Origin of the sequence: Acinetobacter sp. YH12027 (assembly GCF_013420085.1) — a bacterium.
Classification (GTDB): Bacteria; Pseudomonadota; Gammaproteobacteria; order Pseudomonadales; family Moraxellaceae; genus Acinetobacter; species Acinetobacter amyesii.
The window spans coordinates 16,594-38,011 of record NZ_VOYW01000019.1 but is presented as its reverse complement, the minus strand read 5'-3'; the positions used below and the strand labels follow the sequence as shown (position 1 = coordinate 38,011).

Below are 21,418 nucleotides of genomic sequence, written 5' to 3'. Positions count from 1 at the left end.
TCAACAACAGCCAAGCAAATGCTTGGCTGTTTGGTTTTAATTGCTTATGCTAAAACCATACAACAAGAATGTCTTTGGATAGATACATGAGAAAACTACAATTCACCGCGCATAGCGAGTCAAATCGAGTTGAAAGCAGTGCTGATACGCAAACTCAGGTTGCTGAATTATTGGCAAATAAATTAGAGCGTTATGGCTTTCAAACGTTATCGCAAAGTGGTGATCAGATTGCAGTCAGTGTCGATCAACATGAATTGCCACTTTCAGTGACATGTCAGGGGCAGGATGAATCAGGTCGTCTAGTCTGTGAAATTACCTCTTATCCAGATGAAGACCAAGATTGGTTAGACCGTATTACTGAGCAAAGTCTATTGAACCAATTGGCTCAAGCGGTCGAAAACAGTTTAAAAGAAGAAGACTCGTATACTGAGTTTCAATGGAAACAGATGACAAAATGATCTGAAAAATTGAATTAAAAATCATCCATAAAAAAGCAGCATAGCGCTGCTTTTTTGTTTTTAACAGAATGTATTGAACAAGGTTATAGACATTCAATATTGATTGGATTAATGGTTCGATTGCTCTTTTTCACATAGTCACACATTTTTTCTGACTCTTGTTCATTGAGTCCCCAAAACACAATCACACCACGTTGATCAGTCAATTTGCTATCGCTAAGATAAATATAATGGGTGTCATGATAGTTTTTATCAAGCATATCTTTATATTTTTGATCGGTAAAAGATGAACAAGACGAAATTTCAGCTTCTTTACACACCGAGTCACTTGAACAGCGTTGCTTAAAGGTTGAAATCATATTCATGGTGTCAGTGCTGTTGAGTTGGGCTTCACACACTTGGCTGTTGGGAAAGTCATAGACCATCTTTAAGCTAAAATCACGACCATCGACATTCATCTTGTATGACGCAGTCAAATAGGCTTTGGGACCATCATTGGTTGCAACCGTAGATGCAGGCAAATTCGTTGTTGTGGAGGGCGTTGAATTAAAATAATAAACCAAAGCTGCAATGCCTAGACTTAAAATCACAGCAACAATAAATTTCATTTTTCCCTCTAAATTTTATCTTAATTTTTTGGGGTATTATTTCTGTAGTTAGTCATTTAAACAAGTAAATTATTGGTTTTTCGATAAAAAATTGAGGCGTAATCAAAATTAAACGAGCGTCGGCTTAGGTCATTACATGTTGAATAGATAATGATCACCAATGCATTTAAATGATGGATAAATCGAAAAGTGATATAGGTGAATTTATCTGGAATATTTGTTGAATTAAGCAGTCAATAGGCAAAAAAAATGAGCCAGATAAGCTGACTCATTTTTTGTTTTCTAGACTAAAAAGCGTGAAATCGCGATACGAAGCTGTTTTAGATAACCCGTAAAAAAGTGGTTTGCACCGGGTAAAACCGTGATTAAATGGCGCTGTGGTTTGGCCCACTGAATCAAGTCAGATAACAGTGTGACATTATCTTCTTCACCATGAATAAATAAAATATCACCTTTAATATGCGGAGTCACATAGTGACGCACACCTGCAACTGTTGTGGTTGGTAGGCCACATAAAATAGTTTGTACAGGCTGCAATTCTACTGGCAATAGGGCATAGCATTTAGTCATGACATTTGCACCAAAACTAAAACCGCCTGCATAAAATGGCAGGTTCGGATGTTGGTTACGAGCAAATTCAATGACTTGCATAGTGTCTTTAGTTTCACCATTGCCTTCGTCATGTATTCCTGCACTTTGGCCAGAACCACGGAAACTTGGGCGATAAACAACATAGCCACGTTCTAAGAACATTTGCGCTAAAAGCACAGGGACTTTGTGCTGTGGTGTACCACCTTGCAATGGGTGAGGGTGTGTAACTACCGCGAATCCTTTCACTTCACCCTGTGGATAATCAACAAAAATTTCAAGTTGACCCATCGGCCCTTGAATGAACAGTTGTTCTGACATAATGACTAAAATGTGAAAGCGGGAGAGTCTATAGTTTACAGATTAATATTATCTAAAACACAGATTGGATTTGAAAATACTCTACTGTTATAGTTTGTTTAATTAAAAATTAATCAGGATGTTTATGCTCGCTTTAATTTCTCCAGCAAAAACTTTAGATTACGAAACCGCTTTACCGACTGAAAAATTCACTCAACCACGGCTATTAGATCATTCTGAAGAATTGATCTCAGTCGCACGTAAATTGTCGGCAAGTGAAATTTCAAGCTTGATGAGTGTCAGTGAGAAAATTGCGACTTTAAATGTTGAGCGCTTCCGAGATTGGCAGCCTGATTTTGATTTTGCCAATGCACGTCAAGCAATCTTTGCCTTTAAAGGTGATGTGTATACGGGTTTAGATGCTTATCAACTTGCAAACACAGACCTTCAATACGCACAAACCCATTTGCGTATGCTCTCGGGTCTCTACGGTTTATTGCGTCCACTGGATTTAATGATGCCATATCGTTTAGAGATGGGGATCAAGTTGCAAAACCCACGTGGACATAACTTGTACGAGTTTTGGGATAATACAATCACCAATCTCATCAATGACGATTTGGAAAAAGCCGGCTCTGAACTTTTGGTCAACATCGCTTCAGATGAATACTATAAGTCGGTCAAAGAATCAAAAATTAAAGCCGAAATCATCAAACCTGTTTTTCTGGATCAAAAGAACGGCAAATATAAAGTCATCAGCTTCTATGCCAAAAAAGCACGTGGCCTAATGGCGCGTTATTTGTTGGAAAATAAAATTGAACGTATTGAAGATATCAAGTCGTTCAATACCGATGGTTATTATTTCGATGCAGAGAGTAGCTTAAAGGGCGAATTGGTCTTTAAGCGAGACGAACAACAAGCCGCTTAATTTCGAAATTGAAAAACTTAGACCGAAAAGAATATGAATAGCCGCTGCTTAGAACTCAGCGGCTTTTTTTATCTTCTTCATTCGAGATGTAATGGTGGGTCTGTGAAATTGATCGTGCTTTAAATTTCGCAGGTGAAATGATCTATGATTTGAGGCTTTTTGCGGAAAAGGCTTCGAAAAAACATTCAGTTATTATCTTGTCTATCAGTCTAAAATATATTACAAAGTTAACATTGATCGAACAAATAGCTTATTAAATGACTTAATAAGATATAAAATTGTGAAATACATCACTTTTTTGTTTAAGTTTTTTGTTATTATAGCTAAATATTTAAACATGAATAAAATTTTGTTATGAAAAAAATACTGATACCAATTTTTATACTCAGCATTGTGTTTTTAGGGTTTAGTGTTTATAAGAATGCAGAGTTAAAGCGACAGCAAGAAATTAATCAGGTGTTCAATGATGATTTGAGCGCATCACCTTATATGCGCTAAAAAAAATCAATCTTGCTGCTTTTGCATTGAGCTCAAGCATGGTCTTGAAGTGTTCGTTTAAATATTGATATTTTATTTTTATATATAATAATTTGAAACTTTATAAAGAAAACAATGTCTTAAATTTACTAAATTGAAAAGCGATGAAAATGTGGAAACATTAAAAAATCAATGTGTTATAATTTGCCGAAATTAATTTGATCAGTATTTATTGATATTAAATACGAATTAAATGACATAAATAGAGGAGCTGCATAGGTTTATGCAGCTTTTTTGTTTGCAAATTTCAACATTTGTACCGTGTTGTATGTTGTTGAAAATAGGATTTTTTAAAGCCTACAATCTGCCGAATTGGCATATTCGTTGCTTAGGCATACACAAAATTAATGATGAATACATGACATGATTAATTTTGTGGAATGCTTATATGCATAAAGTTTACTTCATAGGGGCTAGGTCATGACGACTCCTAATCCATCTTCCGAGAACATGCTTGAACGTCTGTTTAAACTGAGCGAAAACAAAACCAGTTTCAAAACAGAAGTCATTGCAGGTGTAACTACTTTCTTGACAATGTGTTACATCATTATTGTCAATCCAATGATTTTGTCCGAAACGGGTATGGATCATGGCGCTGTTTTTGTCGCAACCTGTCTAGCAGCAGCCATTGGCTGTTTGGTGATGGGGCTTGTTGCTAACTATCCAATTGCCTTAGCACCCGGTATGGGCTTAAACGCTTACTTTACCTATTCTGTATGTTTGGGTATGGGCGTGGAATGGCAAACTGCTTTAGCAGCTGTTTTTGTCTCTGGCCTTGTTTTTATCGCTATCAGCATGTTCAAAATCCGTGAAGCGATTGTCAATGCGATTCCAATGTCGCTTAAACTGGCGATCGGCGGCGGTATTGGTTTATTCCTTGCGCTGGTTTCTTTGAAAAATGCCGGCATTATTGTTGATAACCCTGCAACATTGGTTAGTCTGGGTGATTTAAAACAGCCGTCTGTCTTGTTAGCTTTACTTGGCTTCTTGATGGTTGTGGTTATGCATCACTTTAAAGTACGTGGTGCAATCATCATCAGTATTTTGGTGATTACTGCAATTTCAACCCTGCTGGGCTTCAACGAATTTAAAGGTGTTGTAGGTGCTATTCCTTCAATCGCTCCAACATTCATGCAAATGAACTTCGAAGGTCTATTCACCGCAAGTTTGATTGGCGTGATCTTTGTATTCTTCTTGGTCGATTTATTTGACTCTACAGGTACATTGGTCGGTGTATCACACCGTGCAGGCTTATTAAAAGATGGTAAATTACCACGTTTGAAGAAAGCATTATTTGCAGACTCATCTGCAATTGTTGCGGGTGCGGCATTGGGTACGTCTTCGACTACGCCTTATATTGAATCATCAGCAGGTGTTGCTGCCGGTGGTCGTACAGGTTTAACTGCAGTTGTAGTTGCTGTATTGTTTATTTTGGCATTGTTCTTAGCACCACTTGCTCAGTCAGTACCAAGTTTTGCAACTGCGCCAGCATTGTTGTTTGTTGGAGTATTGATGATTCAAGGTATCGTTCTTATTGAGTGGGATGATATTACTGAAGCAGTCCCTGCATTCTTGACAATTGTATTTATGCCGTTTACCTATTCAATTGCAGACGGTATTGCAATGGGCTTCATCAGCTATGCATTAGTTAAATTGCTTACAGGTAAGGCGAAAACTGTACCGTATATGGTCTGGATTATTGCTGCACTTTGGGCATTAAAATTTGCTGCATTTGGCGGTTAATACTGTCAAATAGCGAAAGGGTGTAAACTCAGTTTGCACCCTTTTTTATTTTTATGAGGATAAAAGATGGATCAACTTGAGCTGATTCGCGCTTTGCCAAAAGCAGAGCTACATGTGCATATTGAAGGGACATTTGAGCCTGAACTCATGTTTGCAATTGCCCAACGCAACAATATTGCAATTCCTTATCAGTCAGTCAAAGAATTAAAAGAAGCGTATAACTTTCATAATTTACAGTCTTTTTTAGACATTTATTATGCAGGTGCAAATGTACTGATTCATGAGCAAGATTTTTATGATTTAGCATGGGCATATTTAGAAAAATGTGCAGAAGATCATGTGGTTCATACTGAAATGTTCTTCGACCCACAAACTCATACAGATCGTGGCGTTGCTTTTGAAACTGTTTTGAATGGCTTACAACGCGCTTGTAATGATGCCAAAGTAAAACTGGGCATTAGCTCACATCTGATTATGTGTTTCTTACGTCATTTATCTGAAGATGCAGCATTTTCAACTCTAGAACAGGCTTTGCCATATAAAGATCAAATTATTGGTGTCGGTTTAGATTCGAGTGAAGTGGGGCATCCGCCATCAAAATTTGAACGTGTTTTTGCCAAAGCACGTGAAGCAGGTTTTCTTATTGTTGCGCATGCAGGGGAAGAAGGTCCAGCAGAATACGTATGGGAAGCCTTGGATCTACTGAAAGTAAATCGTGTTGACCATGGTGTACGTTCAGAAGAAGATCCTGCTTTGATGCAACGTTTAATTGCAGAAAAAATGCCATTAACAGTTTGCCCGCTGAGTAATTTAAAACTTTGTGTTGTGAATGATATGGCTGATCATAATATTCGCCGACTATTGCAACAAGGTGTGCATGTGACCGTCAATTCAGATGATCCATCTTATTTTGGTGGCTATATGAATGATAACTTTATTGCGATCACCAAAGCACTTGATTTAAGCAATGCAGAGTTAAAGCAACTGGCAATTAACTCTTTTGAAGCATCATTTATTTCAGATGCGGAAAAACAAACTTGGATTAAAAAGATTGAAGCGTTGAATTAATAATCAGCGTATAATCTCAGGCAGTGAATATTCACTGCCTTTTTTATGTTTAAATCATGCTTTTCTCTCATTCAAATCGCTCTATATTTGCCTCATCGATTACATTTTTAGCCGCAGTATTGATTTCATCCGCTGCTAGTGCAGATAAATCAAGTTTAAGTCAGCGTATGCTAAAGCCCGTGATTGAATATCAATGCTCGCAAGAGTTAAATAGTTCTAAAATTTGGAAAGGTGCTGCGTTGTTTATGAGTGCTCAACAGAAAAAAGACAATCAAGCTGCGATTTGTCAGTGCGTGAGTGAGCATGCTATGGATGATATCGGTGCGAAAGATCTGATGACTGCTGCAGTGAATGAAACTGAAAAGAATAAACTGATTTCTAAAGCTGTTTTGAATAGTATGCGAGGTTGTGCTCAGCAAGTACTGAATTAAAAGATAATGCTTAAAATAAAAGCCACATGATGTGGCTTTTATTTTGTCTCTATTTAAGTTTTGGTTGTTGTGTCATGCTTTTGAGCACATGGTCTTTATCTATAAAATGATGTTTCAGCGCTGCCAAAATATGACCCACTAAGAGAAAGCCTGCTGCCCAAGAAATCCAAATATGTAATGGTTTCACGATGGCTAATAATTCAGAATTATCTTGTACCAAGCGTGGTATTTCAAACAAATACAATACGGGAGCAGGGTGACCTGCACTCCAACTGAATAAGCAACCTGTGATCGGCAAAGCCAGTAGTACAAAATACAGTGCTAAATGACCCAAATGTGCCAAGGTTTTAATGCCGGAGGACATGTTGTCAGGTAAATCTGGAGCGGGGTGGGTATAGCGCCAAAAGATTCGTATCACCACCAGAAAAATAATCGTAGTCGCAATATTTTTATGGAGGGTAATGACTTGCCCTTTAAAGCTGCCATCGACGTCATAACTCAGAAAATTACCACTATAAAAGCCAATTAACCATGCCACGATGAATATGATCGCCATCAGCCAATGTAAGACCTGAGCTGTTCGAGTGTAGTATTGTGTGTTATTGCTCATGTTGATTATTTAAGCGTCTAATCTTATGCAGATTCTAATACAGACCACAAAAATATGCGTCGTTTAAAATCGGGACACTGTGTTGTGAATATGCAACACAGGCTTTGATGATTAACTACACAACTACCGAATTTATTTTAAATAGTCATATCAGATGGTGTGTGATTTGGGGCACAATATGCGCGTTAATTAACAGAACAAAGGAAATATTCGTGAAAAAATTAGTTGCTGTTCTAGCGCCATTAGCGCTTGTACTTTCTGCATGTGCTGCGACTGGTACAACAGGTACAAGTACATCTACAGGTACAACTTCAGCAAACAGCTTGGCAATGATGGCTGTTAAAGTAGGTGTTCAAGCAAAATGCGTGACTGAGCTAAATAACAACAGCTACTGGAAAACAGGTTCAAAACTATTAACAGAAACTCAAAAATCTGAACTACAAACTGAAGTGTGTTCATGTGTAGGCGAGAAAGCGACAACTAGCGTGACTGCAACGGATTTGGTTGTAGCAGCAATGGATAAAACTTCACAAGCAAATCTTGCGGCTAAAATTGTGACAAATACTTTAAATGCTTGCGTGATCGAAACATTTAAAAACTAAGATTTAGAACAATTTATACGACCCAGACATTGGTATTGCTGAGTATTAGCAAATTCAAATTAAGGGTCGTATTTTATTTTGAGTGAGAGATATATGAAAATTGCTGGTGCAGATGAAGCGGGTCGCGGTCCATTGGTGGGTTCGGTTGTTGCGGCAGCTGTCATTTTAGATCCAAATAACCCGATTGAGGGTTTAAACGATTCTAAAAAACTCACTGAAAAAAAACGTGAAAAGTTATTTATTGAGATTCAAGAAAAAGCCTTGGCTTGGGCGATTGCTGAAAGTTCTGCACAAGAAATTGATGAGATCAATATTTTGCAAGCATCGTTACTTGCGATGCGTCGTGCAGTGGAAAAACTCAATGTACAGCCAGAACACGTGTTGGTCGATGGTAATAAAGTCCCAACCGGTTTAGCAATGAGCTGTGATGCAATCGTGGGCGGTGATGCGATTCATCCAGAGATTTCGGCTGCGAGTATTTTGGCAAAAGTGACTCGAGACCACGAAATGGTTGAACTGGATGCAAAATATCCACAGTATGGTTTTGCGAAACACAAGGGCTATCCAACCAAAGCGCACTTCGAAGCGATTGCACAGTATGGGGTGATTGATGAACATCGCCGCAGTTTTGGCCCCGTACGTAAAGTTCTAGAAGGGCAGTAATTAAGCTCAGTTGAACTTATATAGTAAACGCATGTTCTAGATAAATTTAAAGCGGCCTAATGAGCCGCTTTATCATTTAACAACTTAAATCTTAGCGATTATAGTTGTTTTGTGAATAATCAGTTTCTTCAAAAGATGGCTGATATTCTTGATCAATGTTTTGGAGATGTTCGTGCATTGCGCGTTCATGTTGAATTCGTTGGTAAATTTCTTCACGATGAACAGATACTTCTTTTGGAGCATTCACGCCAATACGAACCTGATTACCTTTAACACCAAGTACAGTCACGCTAACTTGGTCTCCAATCATTAATGTTTCTCCGACACGACGAGTCAGAATCAGCATGTTTCTCTCCTTGCAAAATGCAAAACCTGCAAATGATCTGTTATGTAAAATTCATAACTTGTAAAAGCAAAAAATTTAGCAGTGCATCTGAAACAATCATTGTGACAGTCGCAAACTGAGTAAATTTTAAAATCCTCAGGTTTAATATAACAGAGCCACTATAAAAAAAACTATAGTGGCTCTGAATTTTTACGATGTTTTTCAAAATCTGTCTAACAATGACAAATTTTGACACACAGCAAGGTTAATTAAGCACGTGCGCTTGATTCACCTGTTTCACGGTCTAGACCGAATGCAGTGTGTAGAGCACGTACAGCAAGCTCTAAGTATTTCTCATCAATAATCACTGAAATTTTGATTTCAGAAGTCGAAATCATCAAAATATTAATGCCTTCTTTTGCAAGAGCAGTAAACATTTTGCTTGCAACACCTGCGTGTGAGCGCATACCAACACCAACAATCGATACTTTTACGATGTCTGCGCGAGTTGCAACTTCACGTGCACCAATTTCTTGTGCAGTCGCTTCAAGAATGGCTTTCGCTTTTGATAATTCACTACGGTTAACTGTAAATGTGAAATCAGTTGTGCCGTCTTCTTCAACGTTTTGGATAATCATATCCACTTCAACATTGGCATCACCAATTGGTGAAAGGATGTTTGAAGCGATACCTGGTTTATCCGGTACACCAAGAATAGTTAATTTAGCTTCATCACGGTTGAACGCGATACCTGAGATGATTGGTTGTTCCATGTTGTCTTCCGCTTCAGTGGTGATTAGTGTCCCGACGTTTTGTTTAAAGTTTTCGTCGAATGCGCCATCATCGTCATTATCAAAACTTGATAATACGCGTAAAGGCACTTGGTATTTACCGGCAAATTCTACAGAACGAATTTGAAGGACTTTAGAACCAAGTGATGCCATTTCAAGCATTTCTTCAAAAGAAATACGATCAACTTTTTTCGCTTTTGGAGCGACACGAGGGTCAGTGGTGTAAACACCATCAACGTCTGTGTAAATCTGACATTCATCAGCTTTAAGTGCGGCGGCCAATGCAACACCCGAAGTGTCAGAACCACCACGACCTAGAGTCGTAGTGTTACCTTCGGCATCAAAGCCTTGGAAACCTGCCACTACAATGACACGTCCAGCGTCAAGGTTTGAAGTCAATACATCCGTATCAATCGCTTCAATACGCGCCTTGGTAAATGCGCTGTCGGTTTTAATACCGACTTGACGGCCTGTAAGTGATTTAGCTTCAACACCAATAGAGTTAAGTGCCATTGCTAACATAGAAATCGTTACCTGTTCACCCGTAGACACCATTTGGTCTAATTCGCGTGGATCAGGGGTTTCGGTAATGGCTTTCGCTAAAGCAAGTAGACGATTGGTTTCGCCACTCATTGCAGATACAACAACCACAACTTTGTGACCGTGATCATGCCAACGCTTTACACGACGAGCAACATTTAAAATGCGCTCTGGAGTACCCATTGAGGTACCGCCATATTTTTGAACGATTAATGCCATAACTATCCTTACCAAGTAAATAAGTCTAAAGACTTAAAGCACTTACACATATTTTAAGACCGCACTTGAGCGCGATTTTAATATACCACGTAGCTCATGAACTCCAAGTTAGGAGGAGTTCAAATAGATACTTTGTGTCTGCAGGGGATTCACATGAACCCAGCCTTTTAGACTCCATTTTCATCATTTAGCCAGAGGTTGAATATTGGTTTCAACATGATGATTGAGTTTGCGCTTTCACGCATCAACAGTGTTTAAGCAGGATCCAGCATTAAAAAACACACTGCTTAAACCTGTTGATTTGCTCAAAGGAGGTGAGTCACTTTGAGCTATAGGACTTTTGGTCTTATTTTGCAGCTAACCATGCAACGAGGTCAGTCATTACTGCTTCAAGTTTGTCGCTATAAGGCGCACCACCTTGAGCCATATCAGGTTTACCACCACCTTTACCACCAAGCTCTTGACCAAGGTGTTTGATGATGTCACCTGCTTTTACAGCAGCAGTGTATTCTTTAGCAACCGAAGCAATCAGGCTCACTTTGTCGGCATCAACCGCTGCGATCACGATCACAGCATTGTCTAACTTAGATTTCACACCATCGTGCAAGTTGCGAAGTGATTTCGCATCTACACCTTGAACGGTAGTGATTAATGTTTTGCGGCCAGCAATCTCTTGAACTTGACTCAATAACTCAGCGGCTTGGAAGCTTGCTAATTTTTGGTTCAATTGTTCAATTTGTTTTTGCAGGCTAGACGCAGTGTGAGATAAAGCTTCAACTTTTTCTAAAGTTTGATCTTTTTGCGCTTTCAGCAAGTCATTAATTGCATGAATGTCACGATCAGCTTTTTGCGCAGCTTCAACAGCTTTAGTGCCTGTAACGGCTTCAATACGGCGTACGCCTGCAGCAACACCGCCTTCAGAAGTGATCTTGAATAGGCCGATGTCGCCTGTGCGTTTTACGTGAATACCACCACAAAGCTCGATAGAGAAATTTTTCTCATCTTTGGTTGTACCCATTGAAAGTACACGTACTTCGTCACCGTATTTCTCACCGAACAACATCATCGCGCCTTTTTCTTTAGCAGCATCGATGTCTAAAAGTTCAGTTGAAACAGCCGTATTGGCAATCACTTCGGCATTGACAATGCGTTCAATTTCTTGAAGCTGTTCAAATGAAACAGGTTGATCATTGGCAAAGTCAAAACGTAAAAGTTCGCTGGCAACCAATGAACCTTTTTGCTGTACATGCGTACCCAAAACTTGGCGCAGCGCTGCATGCAACAGGTGAGTCGCAGAGTGGTTGCGTGAAGTTGCTTCACGGATATCCGCCTTAACAATCGCTTCAACCGCTTGAGCCGCTTTTAAGTTACCCATGGTCACGATGCCTTGGTGTACAAAAGCGCCGCCAGATTTTTTGGTGTCTTGAACTTCAAAAATACCAGTTTCGTTTTTGAAGATACCTGTATCGCCAACTTGACCGCCACTTTCTGCATAGAAAGGAGTTTGGTTTAGAACGATTAGTGCTTCGTCACCTTCAAAAACTTCATCAACTTGTTCGCCGTCTTTGTAGATTGCAACAATTTGACCTTGGCCTTGAGTTGCGTCATAGCCGTCAAATTGAGTCTCGCCTTCAACTTTCACAATTGAGTTGTAGTCGACAGCAAATTTACCAGCATCACGCGCACGTTGACGTTGAGCCGCCATTTCAACTTCGAAACCAGCTTCGTCAATGGTTAAATCACGTTCACGTGCAATGTCTGCTGTTAAGTCAGTCGGGAAGCCGTAAGTATCGTAAAGTTTAAATACAGTTTCGCCCGGAATCACTGAACCTTTAAGTTGAGCCAATTCGCCTTCAAGCAATTTCAAGCCTTGCTCGAGTGTTTTAGCAAATTGCTCTTCTTCTTTAAGAAGTTGTGCTTCGATACGTGCCTGGTTAGCAGCAAGTTCAGGATAAGCAGCACCCATCACTTCGATTAACGGCTGCAACATTTTGTAGAAGAATGAACCAGTCGCACCCAGTTTGTTACCGTGACGTACGGCACGACGGATAATACGGCGCAGTACATAACCACGGCCTTCATTAGAAGGGTTTACACCATCTGCAATCAGGAAGCAGCATGAGCGTGCATGGTCAGCAACCACTTTAAGAGAAGCAGGGTATTCAACTGGCTTGTTTGCAGCTTTTGCAGCAGCTTCAATTTCAGTGGTATCCAGGCCAATGATTTCAGCAGCAGCTTTTAATAAGTGTTGGAATAGGTCGATTTCGTAGTTCGAGTTTACATGCTGTAAAACTGCAGAAATACGTTCCAAGCCCATACCAGTATCTACAGAAGGTGCTGGAAGAGGGTGTAGTACGCCATCAGCAGTACGGTTAAACTGCATGAATACGTTGTTCCAGATTTCGATGAAACGGTCGCCATCTTCTTCCGGAGTACCTGGTAGGCCACCCCAAATGTGGTCACCATGGTCAAAGAAGATTTCAGAACATGGACCGCAAGGACCTGTATCGCCCATTGCCCAAAAGTTATCTGAAGCGTATTTTTCGCCTTTGTTGTCACCTATACGGATAATTCGTGAAGCGTCTAGACCAATTTCTTTGTTCCAGATATCAAATGCTTCGTCATCTGTATGGTAAACAGTGGCATAAAGTTTATCTTTTGGCAGACCTAACCATTTTTCATTGGTTAAGAAATCCCAAGCAAATGTGATGGCATCACGTTTGAAGTAGTCACCAAATGAGAAGTTACCCAACATTTCAAAGAACGTGTGGTGACGTGCTGTATAACCAACGTTGTCTAGGTCGTTGTGTTTACCGCCGGCACGGACACATTTTTGTGAAGAAGTTGCACGAACGTAGTCACGTTTTTCAAGACCAAGGAAGCAGTCTTTAAACTGGTTCATACCAGCATTTGTGAACAATAGTGTTGGGTCGTTGGCAGGTACCAGAGAACTCGACGCGACACGTGTATGCCCTTGCGATTCAAAGTAGCTTAAAAAAGCTTCGCGAATTTCAGCTGATGTCATAAAACGAGTACTCACAACCAAGTCTCTCCTAATTTCGATTTGGTAATAGCCTATCAAGCAAGTCTTACAAAATTTTAAAGCTGGCTTGAGATGCTGACATAAAATTTAAAAACGCTAAATTATAACGGAAAAAGGTGTAGCGACCAATGATTTTCAATGAACTATATGACTTTTTATATAATTCATTTGAATTGATTCATTTTCATTATGGTTGTGAAAATTTTGGCAGTTTTTACTCAATGGTACTTTGGTTTATTTATAAATTTAAGATGAAATTTTACTTAAATCCTAAACGCATTTTCAAATTTTAAAGGCGTGAATTAATCAGCTTATAAGTCAGGATCTGTCTTTTTTATGTGTTGAATGGGGTATTCCTTGCCATTAAATTTGAGCTGATAACGACCTTGGTCATGTTCAGCGGACGCTTTGCAGTTTTTGTGATTGTAATGGCTGCTAATGCTCGACTCTTTGATTAAGAAAATAGGGAAGCCCTTATGGGTTTGATTGCTGATGTGTAAGGTGCGCTTCAATTCTTCAGTATTCCAGTCATCACAAGCACTTTGTGTACTGCTGTTGTAGTTGGTCATTAGTCCATTTAAGACAGCTAAAATTTTTGAATCAGTTTGAATGGCATAAAGGTAAAGCAATCGTCTTGATGAATGAATACCGCCTATGTGCGATTGTTTTAAAGCAATACCCACCAAGTCCTGATCTTTTGCATAGGGAGTGAGATCAAATTGAACATTATCTAAACGTGTCGTAGGCACAATGCCTTTAGGTGACTTAAATACTTTTAGTACTTGAAATGTGCCTTTATCTATAAGATAAAGCTTTAGATCATAATTGCCCGCATTGTCCTGAATCACGTCAGTCGCATTACTAGAAAGGGCTAATAATCGACGACTATGCTGAAGTTGAATGCAGTCCTGAAATACAGGTTCATTGGCATTGGAGGAATTATCGTCTGAGAATAGGCGTTGTAATTTTTGTATCTCCGCTGATGAACAGTGTTGATATATTTGCGCTGTAGTCTCGGTTGAACCTAATAAAAATATCAAAAATATTGAGATGGAAGCGTAAAAGAGCTTTGTAGGTTTAAGCTTTTGCCAGAACAAATAAAATGGTTGTAGTGTTTGCTTCATCATTGTGATTTATAGTCTATAGAATATTTTTCTTCATTATAAAGTCGAAAAGCTATTTTGAATATTTTCACTCAACACCCATTTTAATAAGTATTAAGAGAATTAATGATTACGAATTATTGTTGAAATCCTTTAATATATAAGCGCTTTATAACTGTTTCAAAATGAAGGGTAAGTCATGCAGCGAGTGGCAATTAATGGATTTGGTCGAATCGGACGCAATGTATTACGCGCTTGGTTTGAAAATCCAAAAGAATTTCATTATGAAATTGTTGCCATAAATGATGTCGCTGATGTGGAAACCATGGTGCATTTGTTTAAATATGACACCACGCATGGTCGTTTTGCAGGCCAAGTCGAAATTCTTGAACAAGATGGCGCTATTTTTCTAGATATCTCTTGTGCTCAAGCGCATCTCAAAGTGCAAGTTTTAAATGAAGCACAGCCGAGTCTTTTGCCTTGGCAGCAACTGAATGTCGATGTGGTACTCGAATGTACAGGTTTATTTCGATCAAGAGAGGCAGCCACACAGCATATTGGTGCAGGTGCCAAACGTGTGATTATTGGTGCTGCGCCGTTTGACAGTGTTGATGCTGCGATTGTGTATGGTGTTAATCATCATGAAGTCAAAGCGACGGATCAAATTATTTCGAGTGTGTCGTGTACCACGCAGGCTTTGGTGCCTTTAGTCAAAATTATTGATGATGCCTTTGGTATAGACACAGCACTCATGACAGAAATTCATGCTGTGACTGCGGATCAGTCTGTATTGGATCATGCACATCGTGACTTACGTCGTGCGCGAGCTTCAGGTCAAAATATTATTCCAACGACCTCTTCAGCTCTGGGTGCGTTGAAACGGGTCATGCCGAAAATGGAAGATCGAATCGATGGCTATTCGATTCGTGTGCCGACTATCAATGTTGCTGCAATCGATTTAAGTTTTGTGTCTCAATCAGTTATCACCAAGCATGAGTTAAATGCAGTGTTAAGCAAAGCTGCACGTTTTGATTATCATGAAATTATGTCAGTAACCGATGAGCCCTTGGTCTCAAGTGATTTTAATCATTCACCTTATTCATTGATTGTCGATTTGAATCAAACCATGGTGGTAGGAAAGCAAGCAAAAGTTTTCGCATGGTATGACAATGAATGGGGCTATGCGAACCGCTTGCTCGATTTATGTGAAAGTTTTCACTCTTTATAAAAATTCAAACTTATCCAATATAGAAAACATCTACTAGCTTGTAGGTGTTTTTTTATTTTTTAAAATTAGATGAAAAATCATGCGTAATGACGTTGATGTATCTCGAAAATATTGAAAAACTTTAAAAAATATTCAAGCACAGCCGATTTATTGTTTAAGATGAAAGTCAAAGAAATATATAAAGAGTATTGAGCATGATGTTGATGTTACTTTGGGGATTTATTTTATTATTGGCGCTGGCGGTTATATTTTTAATTTGGCTACAGTTTAATCGTGACGTATCGCAATCTACCGCGCATGAAACCTTGCCACTCGAGGAAAAAGTGGTGCATCTAGAAGCCAACCTGAAAAAGACCTTGGAAATTATGCAAGACCTTGCAAAGAAAATGCATATCCAGCAAGAAGTATTAGATCAAACCACTCACAAATTACAGCAAGTTGAATTGCAAAATGCAGAATTGGTGAACATTTTGGCAAAAGTTGTCAAAACCGATCAAAGCTAATCGAAAGATAAAGAAGACTGCCCATAGCTCGATATCTGCATGAAGCATGTAATCTCAAGGTATGGGTATTTTTTTATCCAATAAGATGATTCTCAATATTTATTGTCATTGGGTTCAAATCGTAGTTCACGCGTTTTTCAACATATGATCGTATGGGACTAAATCAAAATTTGTCTTAACACGGCTGCTGAAAGCATGCTAATCACAACGGTAGGCAATAATGAAAAACGTGATGCTGCAAATAGGGTAATGGCCATCACGATCAAATCAGCAGGATTATCTTTAACAAAATAAGGCGCGATCACTGAGATCAACACACAGCCGGGAACAACTTCCATAATTTGACGTTGTTTGTTGGTGAGGCTACGGTTTTTCAGTAACACATAACCCAAGATACGGGTCAGGTAAGTGGTTAAGGCAATAAATAGAATCGCGATCAGGGTGCTAGAGTGGATCATACATCATCTCCAATTAGGAAAAATGCAGAAGCAATACCCGTAACTGCGCCAATCGGAACATACCAGCCCGCAGGGAGATACAAATAAGCCAGAGATGCGGCAATCAAACTGACCAGCCATGGACGTGCCGCTTTAAAGCCTTTCCACATGCCACGTAGTAAAACAAGAAATACAGCAGGGAAGGCCATATCAAAACCAAGTCGACTAATATCGCCAAGTATCGGTCCGATCATTGCTCCTAAAGTGGTAAAGCCGACCCACATCAAATATAGAGCACAGCATAAGCCTGCATAGAACATTAAACTAAAGGCGCGCTGAATTCCCAAAGCATTAGATTTTTTTTGCGCATCGGCCAAACCTACGGCCCAACTTTCATCGCACATAAAAAATAAAGCGGTATAAACCGTGCGATTCGGGAGATGTCGTAAATACGGGACAAGGCTCGCCCCCATTAATAGGTGCCGACTATTCACTAAAAACGTAATAAACATCAGCATGAGAATATTAGGGGGATTGGTCCAAACTTGCAAAATGGCAAATTCAGAACCACCTGCAAAGTTAAGACCAGTCAAAAGCGGAACTTCTAAACTAGAAAAGCCTTTATGTGTTGCCTGAGCACCCAGAACTAATGCAAAAGGAATAATGCCCAGCAGCATTGGAATAGATGTTTTTAGACCTCGTTTAAACTCAATAGAATGCTCTGAATGGGTATGATTGAGTGTACTTTGTCTAAACATCAACATGACGTTTTCCATGAAGCGAGATCGAAAGCAATATTTTATGGATATCTGAGCAGCATTTGGCAGCTGTTTTGTGAAAGATTGCTTTTATTGTGCAATGAAATTGCTAAAATAAAGATTATTGTGAAATTTAGTGCCTTTATTGATGGATCAGATAGATAAACGCATTTTGCAAGCATTACAGCAAAATGGAAAACTACAAAATAATGAATTGGCCCAACTTGTTGGTTTATCGCCTTCGCCATGTTTGAGACGGGTCAAGCAACTAGAAGATGAAGGCTATATTGAAAAATATGTCGCCTTACTGAACCAGTCAAAATTGAATTTAAGTTTAACGGTATTTGCTCGGATTTGGCTAAAAGGTCAAGATGCAAAAACCGTGAATGATTTTGTTGCAGCGATTCAAACGATGCCTGAAGTGGTTGAATGTCAACTCATGGCAGGGGATTGTGACTTTTTCTTACGTATCGTCGTGGCAGATTTAGAAGCCTATCGAAAGTTTCAGATTCATCATTTAACGCAGATCGCCAGTGTGCAAAATGTAAAAACAGAGATACCGTTACAGGCTGTTAAACAAACTACAGCACTTCCTTTGGATTGATGTTCGAGTCTTAAATTAAGTTATTGAGCCTGATCATATTTATAACTTTGTTTAAAACTTCATCTATAGAAAGTAGGACGCTTATTATTTTTTATCAAATGGTTAAAAAATGTCGTTCACAGAATTTTAAAATATAAGCATAAACATAGATTTAGTTGTAAAAATTAAAGCTGTTGATGAAGTAATGAATGCTGAAGCATCTTTTATGAAAAAGTCGTGTGCAAGCGTAAAACTATCGTGCTAAACTAGGAGAAATCGGGTGTGCTCCCGATTTTTTTATGCGGATTTGTTCCGCGCTGACAAGAATTTAGGTTTACAACATGCCCATTTCAGAGACATGGTTATTACCTGATGGTGTAGCTGATGTACTGCCAGAACAGGCGCAAGTGATTGAATCTTTGCGTCGTGAAGCATTAGATTTCCTCGCATCTCGAGGTTATCAGTTGGTGTACACGCCATTCATTGAATACATCGAATCTCTATCTTCTCTTTCAGAATCGAATCAAGATTTAGACTTAGCCACTTTTAAAGTGATCGACCAACTTTCAGGTCGTTTGCTTGGTGTGCGTGCCGATATGACACCACAAGTGGCTCGTATTGATGCGCATGTACATCCTGTCGAAGGTGTAGCTCGTTATTGCTACGCTGGTACAGTACTACATACTAAGCCACAGGGTTTTAATACCACACGTGCACCTTTACAGTTAGGTGCAGAATTATTTGGTTCAGACAGCATTGATGCTGACGTTGAACTGATTGATGTCATGATCAACTTGCTTGCTAAAGCAGGTCATGCAGATGGTATCCATCTTGATTTAGGGCATGTCGGTTTATTCCGCAGCATGGTAAAACAAGCTGGCTTGAGTAAAGCGGTTGAACGTCAGTTATCTGACTTGTATCAACGTAAAGCGCTACCTGAACTTGCTGAATTCACACAAAGCATTCCAAATGGTGCTGACTTCTATACATTAGGTCGTTTTGCAAGTGACTTAGATGCATTGCAAGCCAATTTAACGGCTGATGTATTGGCAAATGAAGCATTTAAACTGGCTTTTGATGCAGTGAAATCGACTCAAGCGGCAATCCAAGCCCGTTGGCCTGATCTACACATTGGTATCGATGTGGTTGAACTTCGTTCATATCACTATCACACTGGTTTAATGTATGCCGTATATGCGCCAAACCGTGCTGCGCCATTGGCTCAAGGCGGTCGCTATGACGGTATTGGTGAACACTTCGGCCGTGCGCGTCCAGCAACAGGTTTCTCTTGTGACTTATATGCATTAACTGCAGGTCAAGTTCAGAAAAGCCAAGTTTTGGTTGCACCAAAAGGCATCGAAGCAGATTTATTAAAGGCAATTGAGGCAGCACGTACCGAAGGGTTCAGTGTGGTTCAATTGTTAGGTAATGATGATTTAAGCTCTGCACCATATGCAACGCACCAGTTGGTGAATGCAAATGGCGAGTGGACAATCAAACAAATTTAATCGCGGATGTGCCTGCGGGCACACACGTTTTTTCCAATTTTAACAGCATGATGCAATGAGGCTATTATGGGCAAGAATGTTGTGGTACTTGGTACCCAATGGGGCGACGAAGGTAAAGGTAAGATCGTCGACCTGCTCACAGATCAAGCGGCTGCGGTAGTTCGCTATCAAGGCGGACACAACGCAGGTCATACACTTGTGGTTGGTGGTAAGAAAACTGTATTACACCTCATTCCATCTGGTATTTTACGTGACAACGTATTGTGCTTAATTGGTAATGGTGTTGTTTTATCACCTGAAGCTTTAATCCATGAAATGGAAGTTTTAGAAAAAGAAGGCGTGCCTGTACGTGAACGTCTACGTATTTCTCCAAACTGTCCGTTGATCCTTCCACACCATATCGCACTTGACCAAGCACGTGAGAAAAAACGTGGCAATGCGAAAATTGGTACTACAGGTCGTGGTATCGGTCCTGCATACGAAGACAAAGTGGCTCGTCGTGCAATCCGTGTTGCTGACTTGGTTCGTGGTGGTGCTCATCTTAAAGCTCAACTTGAAGAGCTTCTTGAATACCATAACTTCCAATTGACTCAATTCTTCGGTGTTGAAGCCGTTAAAGTTGAAGATGTGATCGCTCTATGTGACGAATGGCGTAAAGTCATCGAACCTATGGTGATGGACGTTACTGGCGAACTTCATGCTTACCGTAAAGCAGGTAAGAAAATCATGTTTGAAGGCGCGCAAGGTTCACTTCTTGACGTTGACCACGGTACATACCCGTATGTGACTTCTTCAAATACAACTGCTGGTGGCGTAAGCTCAGGTTCAGGTCTTGGTCCATTACACCTTGACTATGTATTGGGTATTACTAAAGCGTACACAACTCGTGTAGGTGCTGGTCCGTTCCCAACTGAACTTGTTTATGATGCTGCTAACGATGTTGGTGATGCGATCGGTAAACACTTGGGTACAGTAGGTTCTGAGTTTGGTGCGTCTACTGGCCGTCAACGTCGTTGTGGTTGGTTCGATGCTGAAATTCTACGTCGTTCAGTAGAAGTAAACTCACTTTCTGGTATTTGCTTAACTAAACTAGACGTTCTAGATGGTTTAGAAGAAGTGAAAATCTGTGTAGGTTACGAAGCAGCTGATTCTGGTTGTGTAGGTTCTTCTGATGCGCTTGCATTTGAAACTTTAAAACCGATCTACGAAACTATGCCAGGTTGGTCTGAGTCTACTTTCGGTGCGAAATCATTAGATCAATTGCCACAAGCTGCAATTAACTATGTTAAACGTCTTGAGCAATTGATCGAATGTCCAATCGACATCATTTCAACTGGTCCAGACCGTGATGAAACAATCGTATTACGTCATCCATTCGACGCATAATGTGCTGTTGAATTAAGATGTAAAAAAGCCTCGCGAAAGCGGGGCTTTTTTTATATAGCGAAGAATAAAACTTCAAAAAACGACATGTATTATAAACTGATAATACTTAGTAACATCCGAAGTGCCATTTGATTCAAATAAAAGAATGATACGCGGTAAGGTCATCCGCAAGTGTTTGAGACAGGACAACTTTTAATCAAAAATGTTTTTGCAATACTGTGAATAATTTGACACTAGTGAACGAGTTTTGTCGGTGAGGTGCATTGCACCGCAAGATGGTTTCCTTGCGAAGCACGCTTCTCATTTTGCCAAATGAGAAACAACGTTTCGTAAGAGGTACCTCCAGCCGAAGGCTAATCCCTTTATTTAAACCCTAGATGTAAGACTCCGCCGAATATACTTAAAAGTATTTAAAAAATGTGAAAATATTTTTACGGGGTAACATCAGATATTAAATT

The 21,418-nt window shown here is 39.6% G+C and carries 21 protein-coding genes; 12 read left to right on the top strand and 9 right to left on the bottom strand.

Going from position 1 to position 21,418, the window contains the following annotated elements:
• The first annotated feature begins 86 nt into the window (after positions 1-86).
• Positions 87-458 (top strand): hypothetical protein, encoded by a 372-nt coding sequence (locus tag FTT94_RS08780; protein ID WP_180170617.1) that lies wholly within the window; start codon positions 87-89, stop codon positions 456-458.
• An 83-nt stretch (positions 459-541) separates the two neighbouring features.
• Here FTT94_RS08780 and FTT94_RS08775 read toward each other — a convergent pair whose 3' ends face one another.
• Together FTT94_RS08775 and FTT94_RS08770 are read right to left on the bottom strand one after the other, a co-directional pair.
• Positions 542-1,066 (bottom strand): hypothetical protein, encoded by a 525-nt coding sequence (locus tag FTT94_RS08775; RefSeq protein WP_180170616.1) that lies wholly within the window; start codon positions 1,064-1,066, stop codon positions 542-544.
• 282 nt (positions 1,067-1,348) lie between these two features.
• On the bottom strand, positions 1,349-1,975 hold the full coding sequence (locus FTT94_RS08770) for an alpha/beta hydrolase (RefSeq protein ID WP_180074072.1): 627 nt from the start codon (positions 1,973-1,975) through the stop codon (positions 1,349-1,351).
• Positions 1,976-2,099: 124 nt separating this feature from the next.
• Between FTT94_RS08770 and yaaA the strand changes: the two genes are divergently transcribed.
• From yaaA to FTT94_RS08750, 4 genes are all read left to right on the top strand, one after another.
• Positions 2,100-2,882 carry a peroxide stress protein YaaA gene (yaaA, locus tag FTT94_RS08765; RefSeq protein ID WP_180074071.1) on the top strand — a complete coding sequence of 261 codons (783 nt, stop codon included), beginning with the start codon at positions 2,100-2,102 and terminating at the stop codon, positions 2,880-2,882.
• A 957-nt stretch (positions 2,883-3,839) separates the two neighbouring features.
• Positions 3,840-5,162, top strand: coding sequence for an NCS2 family permease (locus FTT94_RS08760; protein ID WP_180170615.1), 1,323 nt, complete (start codon positions 3,840-3,842; stop codon positions 5,160-5,162).
• A 66-nt stretch (positions 5,163-5,228) separates the two neighbouring features.
• On the top strand, positions 5,229-6,230 hold the full coding sequence (locus FTT94_RS08755) for an adenosine deaminase (RefSeq protein ID WP_180059768.1): 1,002 nt from the start codon (positions 5,229-5,231) through the stop codon (positions 6,228-6,230).
• 56 nt (positions 6,231-6,286) lie between these two features.
• Complete coding sequence (locus FTT94_RS08750) at positions 6,287-6,661, top strand: hypothetical protein (RefSeq protein ID WP_111885321.1); 375 nt, start codon at positions 6,287-6,289, stop codon at positions 6,659-6,661.
• A gap of 49 nt (positions 6,662-6,710) precedes the next feature.
• On the opposite strand, the gene FTT94_RS08745 is transcribed toward FTT94_RS08750, so the two are convergent.
• Positions 6,711-7,271 (bottom strand): cytochrome b, encoded by a 561-nt coding sequence (locus tag FTT94_RS08745; RefSeq protein ID WP_180170614.1) that lies wholly within the window; start codon positions 7,269-7,271, stop codon positions 6,711-6,713.
• A 212-nt stretch (positions 7,272-7,483) separates the two neighbouring features.
• Here FTT94_RS08745 and FTT94_RS08740 point away from each other — a divergent pair, with 212 nt between their 5' ends.
• Positions 7,484-7,873, top strand: a complete 390-nt coding sequence (locus tag FTT94_RS08740; protein WP_078189082.1) for a hypothetical protein — start codon at positions 7,484-7,486, stop codon at positions 7,871-7,873.
• A gap of 93 nt (positions 7,874-7,966) precedes the next feature.
• Positions 7,967-8,536, top strand: a complete 570-nt coding sequence (rnhB, locus tag FTT94_RS08735) for a ribonuclease HII (RefSeq protein ID WP_168379347.1) — start codon at positions 7,967-7,969, stop codon at positions 8,534-8,536.
• Positions 8,537-8,627: 91 nt separating this feature from the next.
• Here rnhB and csrA read toward each other — a convergent pair whose 3' ends face one another.
• The 4 genes from csrA to FTT94_RS08715 all read right to left on the bottom strand — a co-directional run bounded on the left by csrA (position 8,628) and on the right by FTT94_RS08715 (position 14,494).
• Positions 8,628-8,882 (bottom strand): carbon storage regulator CsrA, encoded by a 255-nt coding sequence (csrA, locus tag FTT94_RS08730; protein ID WP_078189080.1) that lies wholly within the window; start codon positions 8,880-8,882, stop codon positions 8,628-8,630.
• A gap of 248 nt (positions 8,883-9,130) precedes the next feature.
• Positions 9,131-10,411: an aspartate kinase gene (locus FTT94_RS08725; RefSeq protein ID WP_078194395.1), complete on the bottom strand. Its 1,281-nt coding sequence runs from the start codon at positions 10,409-10,411 to the stop codon at positions 9,131-9,133.
• A 346-nt stretch (positions 10,412-10,757) separates the two neighbouring features.
• On the bottom strand, positions 10,758-13,451 hold the full coding sequence (gene alaS, locus FTT94_RS08720; RefSeq protein ID WP_180170613.1) for an alanine--tRNA ligase: 2,694 nt from the start codon (positions 13,449-13,451) through the stop codon (positions 10,758-10,760).
• A 314-nt stretch (positions 13,452-13,765) separates the two neighbouring features.
• Complete coding sequence (locus FTT94_RS08715) at positions 13,766-14,494, bottom strand: hypothetical protein (protein ID WP_180027215.1); 729 nt, start codon at positions 14,492-14,494, stop codon at positions 13,766-13,768.
• Positions 14,495-14,756: 262 nt separating this feature from the next.
• On the opposite strand from FTT94_RS08715, the gene FTT94_RS08710 reads away from it, so the two are divergent.
• Together FTT94_RS08710 and FTT94_RS08705 are read left to right on the top strand one after the other, a co-directional pair.
• Positions 14,757-15,785, top strand: a complete 1,029-nt coding sequence (locus FTT94_RS08710; RefSeq protein ID WP_180042042.1) for a type I glyceraldehyde-3-phosphate dehydrogenase — start codon at positions 14,757-14,759, stop codon at positions 15,783-15,785.
• 200 nt (positions 15,786-15,985) lie between these two features.
• Positions 15,986-16,288 carry a hypothetical protein gene (locus FTT94_RS08705; RefSeq protein WP_168379360.1) on the top strand — a complete coding sequence of 101 codons (303 nt, stop codon included), beginning with the start codon at positions 15,986-15,988 and terminating at the stop codon, positions 16,286-16,288.
• A gap of 158 nt (positions 16,289-16,446) precedes the next feature.
• Here the strand turns inward: FTT94_RS08705 and FTT94_RS08700 are convergent, their stop codons facing one another.
• Positions 16,447-16,746, bottom strand: a complete 300-nt coding sequence (locus FTT94_RS08700; RefSeq protein WP_180003989.1) for an AzlD family protein — start codon at positions 16,744-16,746, stop codon at positions 16,447-16,449.
• The gene (locus FTT94_RS08695; protein ID WP_180050088.1) at positions 16,743-17,489 is read right to left on the bottom strand and encodes an AzlC family ABC transporter permease; all 747 of its coding nucleotides are present in this window, start codon (positions 17,487-17,489) and stop codon (positions 16,743-16,745) included. The genes FTT94_RS08700 and FTT94_RS08695 overlap by 4 nt, the downstream gene beginning before the upstream one ends.
• Before the next feature lie 142 nt (positions 17,490-17,631).
• Between FTT94_RS08695 and FTT94_RS08690 the strand changes: the two genes are divergently transcribed.
• From FTT94_RS08690 to FTT94_RS08680, 3 genes are all read left to right on the top strand, one after another.
• Entirely contained in the window at positions 17,632-18,087 is a 456-nt protein-coding gene (locus FTT94_RS08690; RefSeq protein WP_078189073.1) for an Lrp/AsnC family transcriptional regulator, read from the top strand.
• A 320-nt stretch (positions 18,088-18,407) separates the two neighbouring features.
• Positions 18,408-19,574 (top strand): ATP phosphoribosyltransferase regulatory subunit, encoded by a 1,167-nt coding sequence (locus FTT94_RS08685; RefSeq protein WP_078189072.1) that lies wholly within the window; start codon positions 18,408-18,410, stop codon positions 19,572-19,574.
• A gap of 66 nt (positions 19,575-19,640) precedes the next feature.
• Positions 19,641-20,960, top strand: coding sequence for an adenylosuccinate synthase (locus FTT94_RS08680; protein WP_180088508.1), 1,320 nt, complete (start codon positions 19,641-19,643; stop codon positions 20,958-20,960).
• Positions 20,961-21,418 lie beyond the last annotated feature (458 nt).

Coding starts and splice junctions, on each gene's coding strand:
- FTT94_RS08710 (WP_180042042.1), top strand. CDS start 14,757: ATGCAGCGAGTGGCAATTAATGGATTTGGTCGAATCGGACGCAATGTA.
- rnhB (WP_168379347.1), top strand. CDS start 7,967: ATGAAAATTGCTGGTGCAGATGAAGCGGGTCGCGGTCCATTGGTGGGT.
- FTT94_RS08685 (WP_078189072.1), top strand. CDS start 18,408: ATGCCCATTTCAGAGACATGGTTATTACCTGATGGTGTAGCTGATGTA.
- yaaA (WP_180074071.1), top strand. CDS start 2,100: ATGCTCGCTTTAATTTCTCCAGCAAAAACTTTAGATTACGAAACCGCT.
- FTT94_RS08750 (WP_111885321.1), top strand. CDS start 6,287: ATGCTTTTCTCTCATTCAAATCGCTCTATATTTGCCTCATCGATTACA.
- FTT94_RS08755 (WP_180059768.1), top strand. CDS start 5,229: ATGGATCAACTTGAGCTGATTCGCGCTTTGCCAAAAGCAGAGCTACAT.
- FTT94_RS08780 (WP_180170617.1), top strand. CDS start 87: ATGAGAAAACTACAATTCACCGCGCATAGCGAGTCAAATCGAGTTGAA.
- FTT94_RS08760 (WP_180170615.1), top strand. CDS start 3,840: ATGACGACTCCTAATCCATCTTCCGAGAACATGCTTGAACGTCTGTTT.
- FTT94_RS08690 (WP_078189073.1), top strand. CDS start 17,632: ATGGATCAGATAGATAAACGCATTTTGCAAGCATTACAGCAAAATGGA.
- FTT94_RS08725 (WP_078194395.1), bottom strand. CDS start 10,411: ATGGCATTAATCGTTCAAAAATATGGCGGTACCTCAATGGGTACTCCA.
- FTT94_RS08695 (WP_180050088.1), bottom strand. CDS start 17,489: ATGTTGATGTTTAGACAAAGTACACTCAATCATACCCATTCAGAGCAT.
- FTT94_RS08745 (WP_180170614.1), bottom strand. CDS start 7,271: ATGAGCAATAACACACAATACTACACTCGAACAGCTCAGGTCTTACAT.
- FTT94_RS08700 (WP_180003989.1), bottom strand. CDS start 16,746: ATGATCCACTCTAGCACCCTGATCGCGATTCTATTTATTGCCTTAACC.
- csrA (WP_078189080.1), bottom strand. CDS start 8,882: ATGCTGATTCTGACTCGTCGTGTCGGAGAAACATTAATGATTGGAGAC.
- FTT94_RS08770 (WP_180074072.1), bottom strand. CDS start 1,975: ATGTCAGAACAACTGTTCATTCAAGGGCCGATGGGTCAACTTGAAATT.
- FTT94_RS08680 (WP_180088508.1), top strand. CDS start 19,641: ATGGGCAAGAATGTTGTGGTACTTGGTACCCAATGGGGCGACGAAGGT.
- FTT94_RS08775 (WP_180170616.1), bottom strand. CDS start 1,066: ATGAAATTTATTGTTGCTGTGATTTTAAGTCTAGGCATTGCAGCTTTG.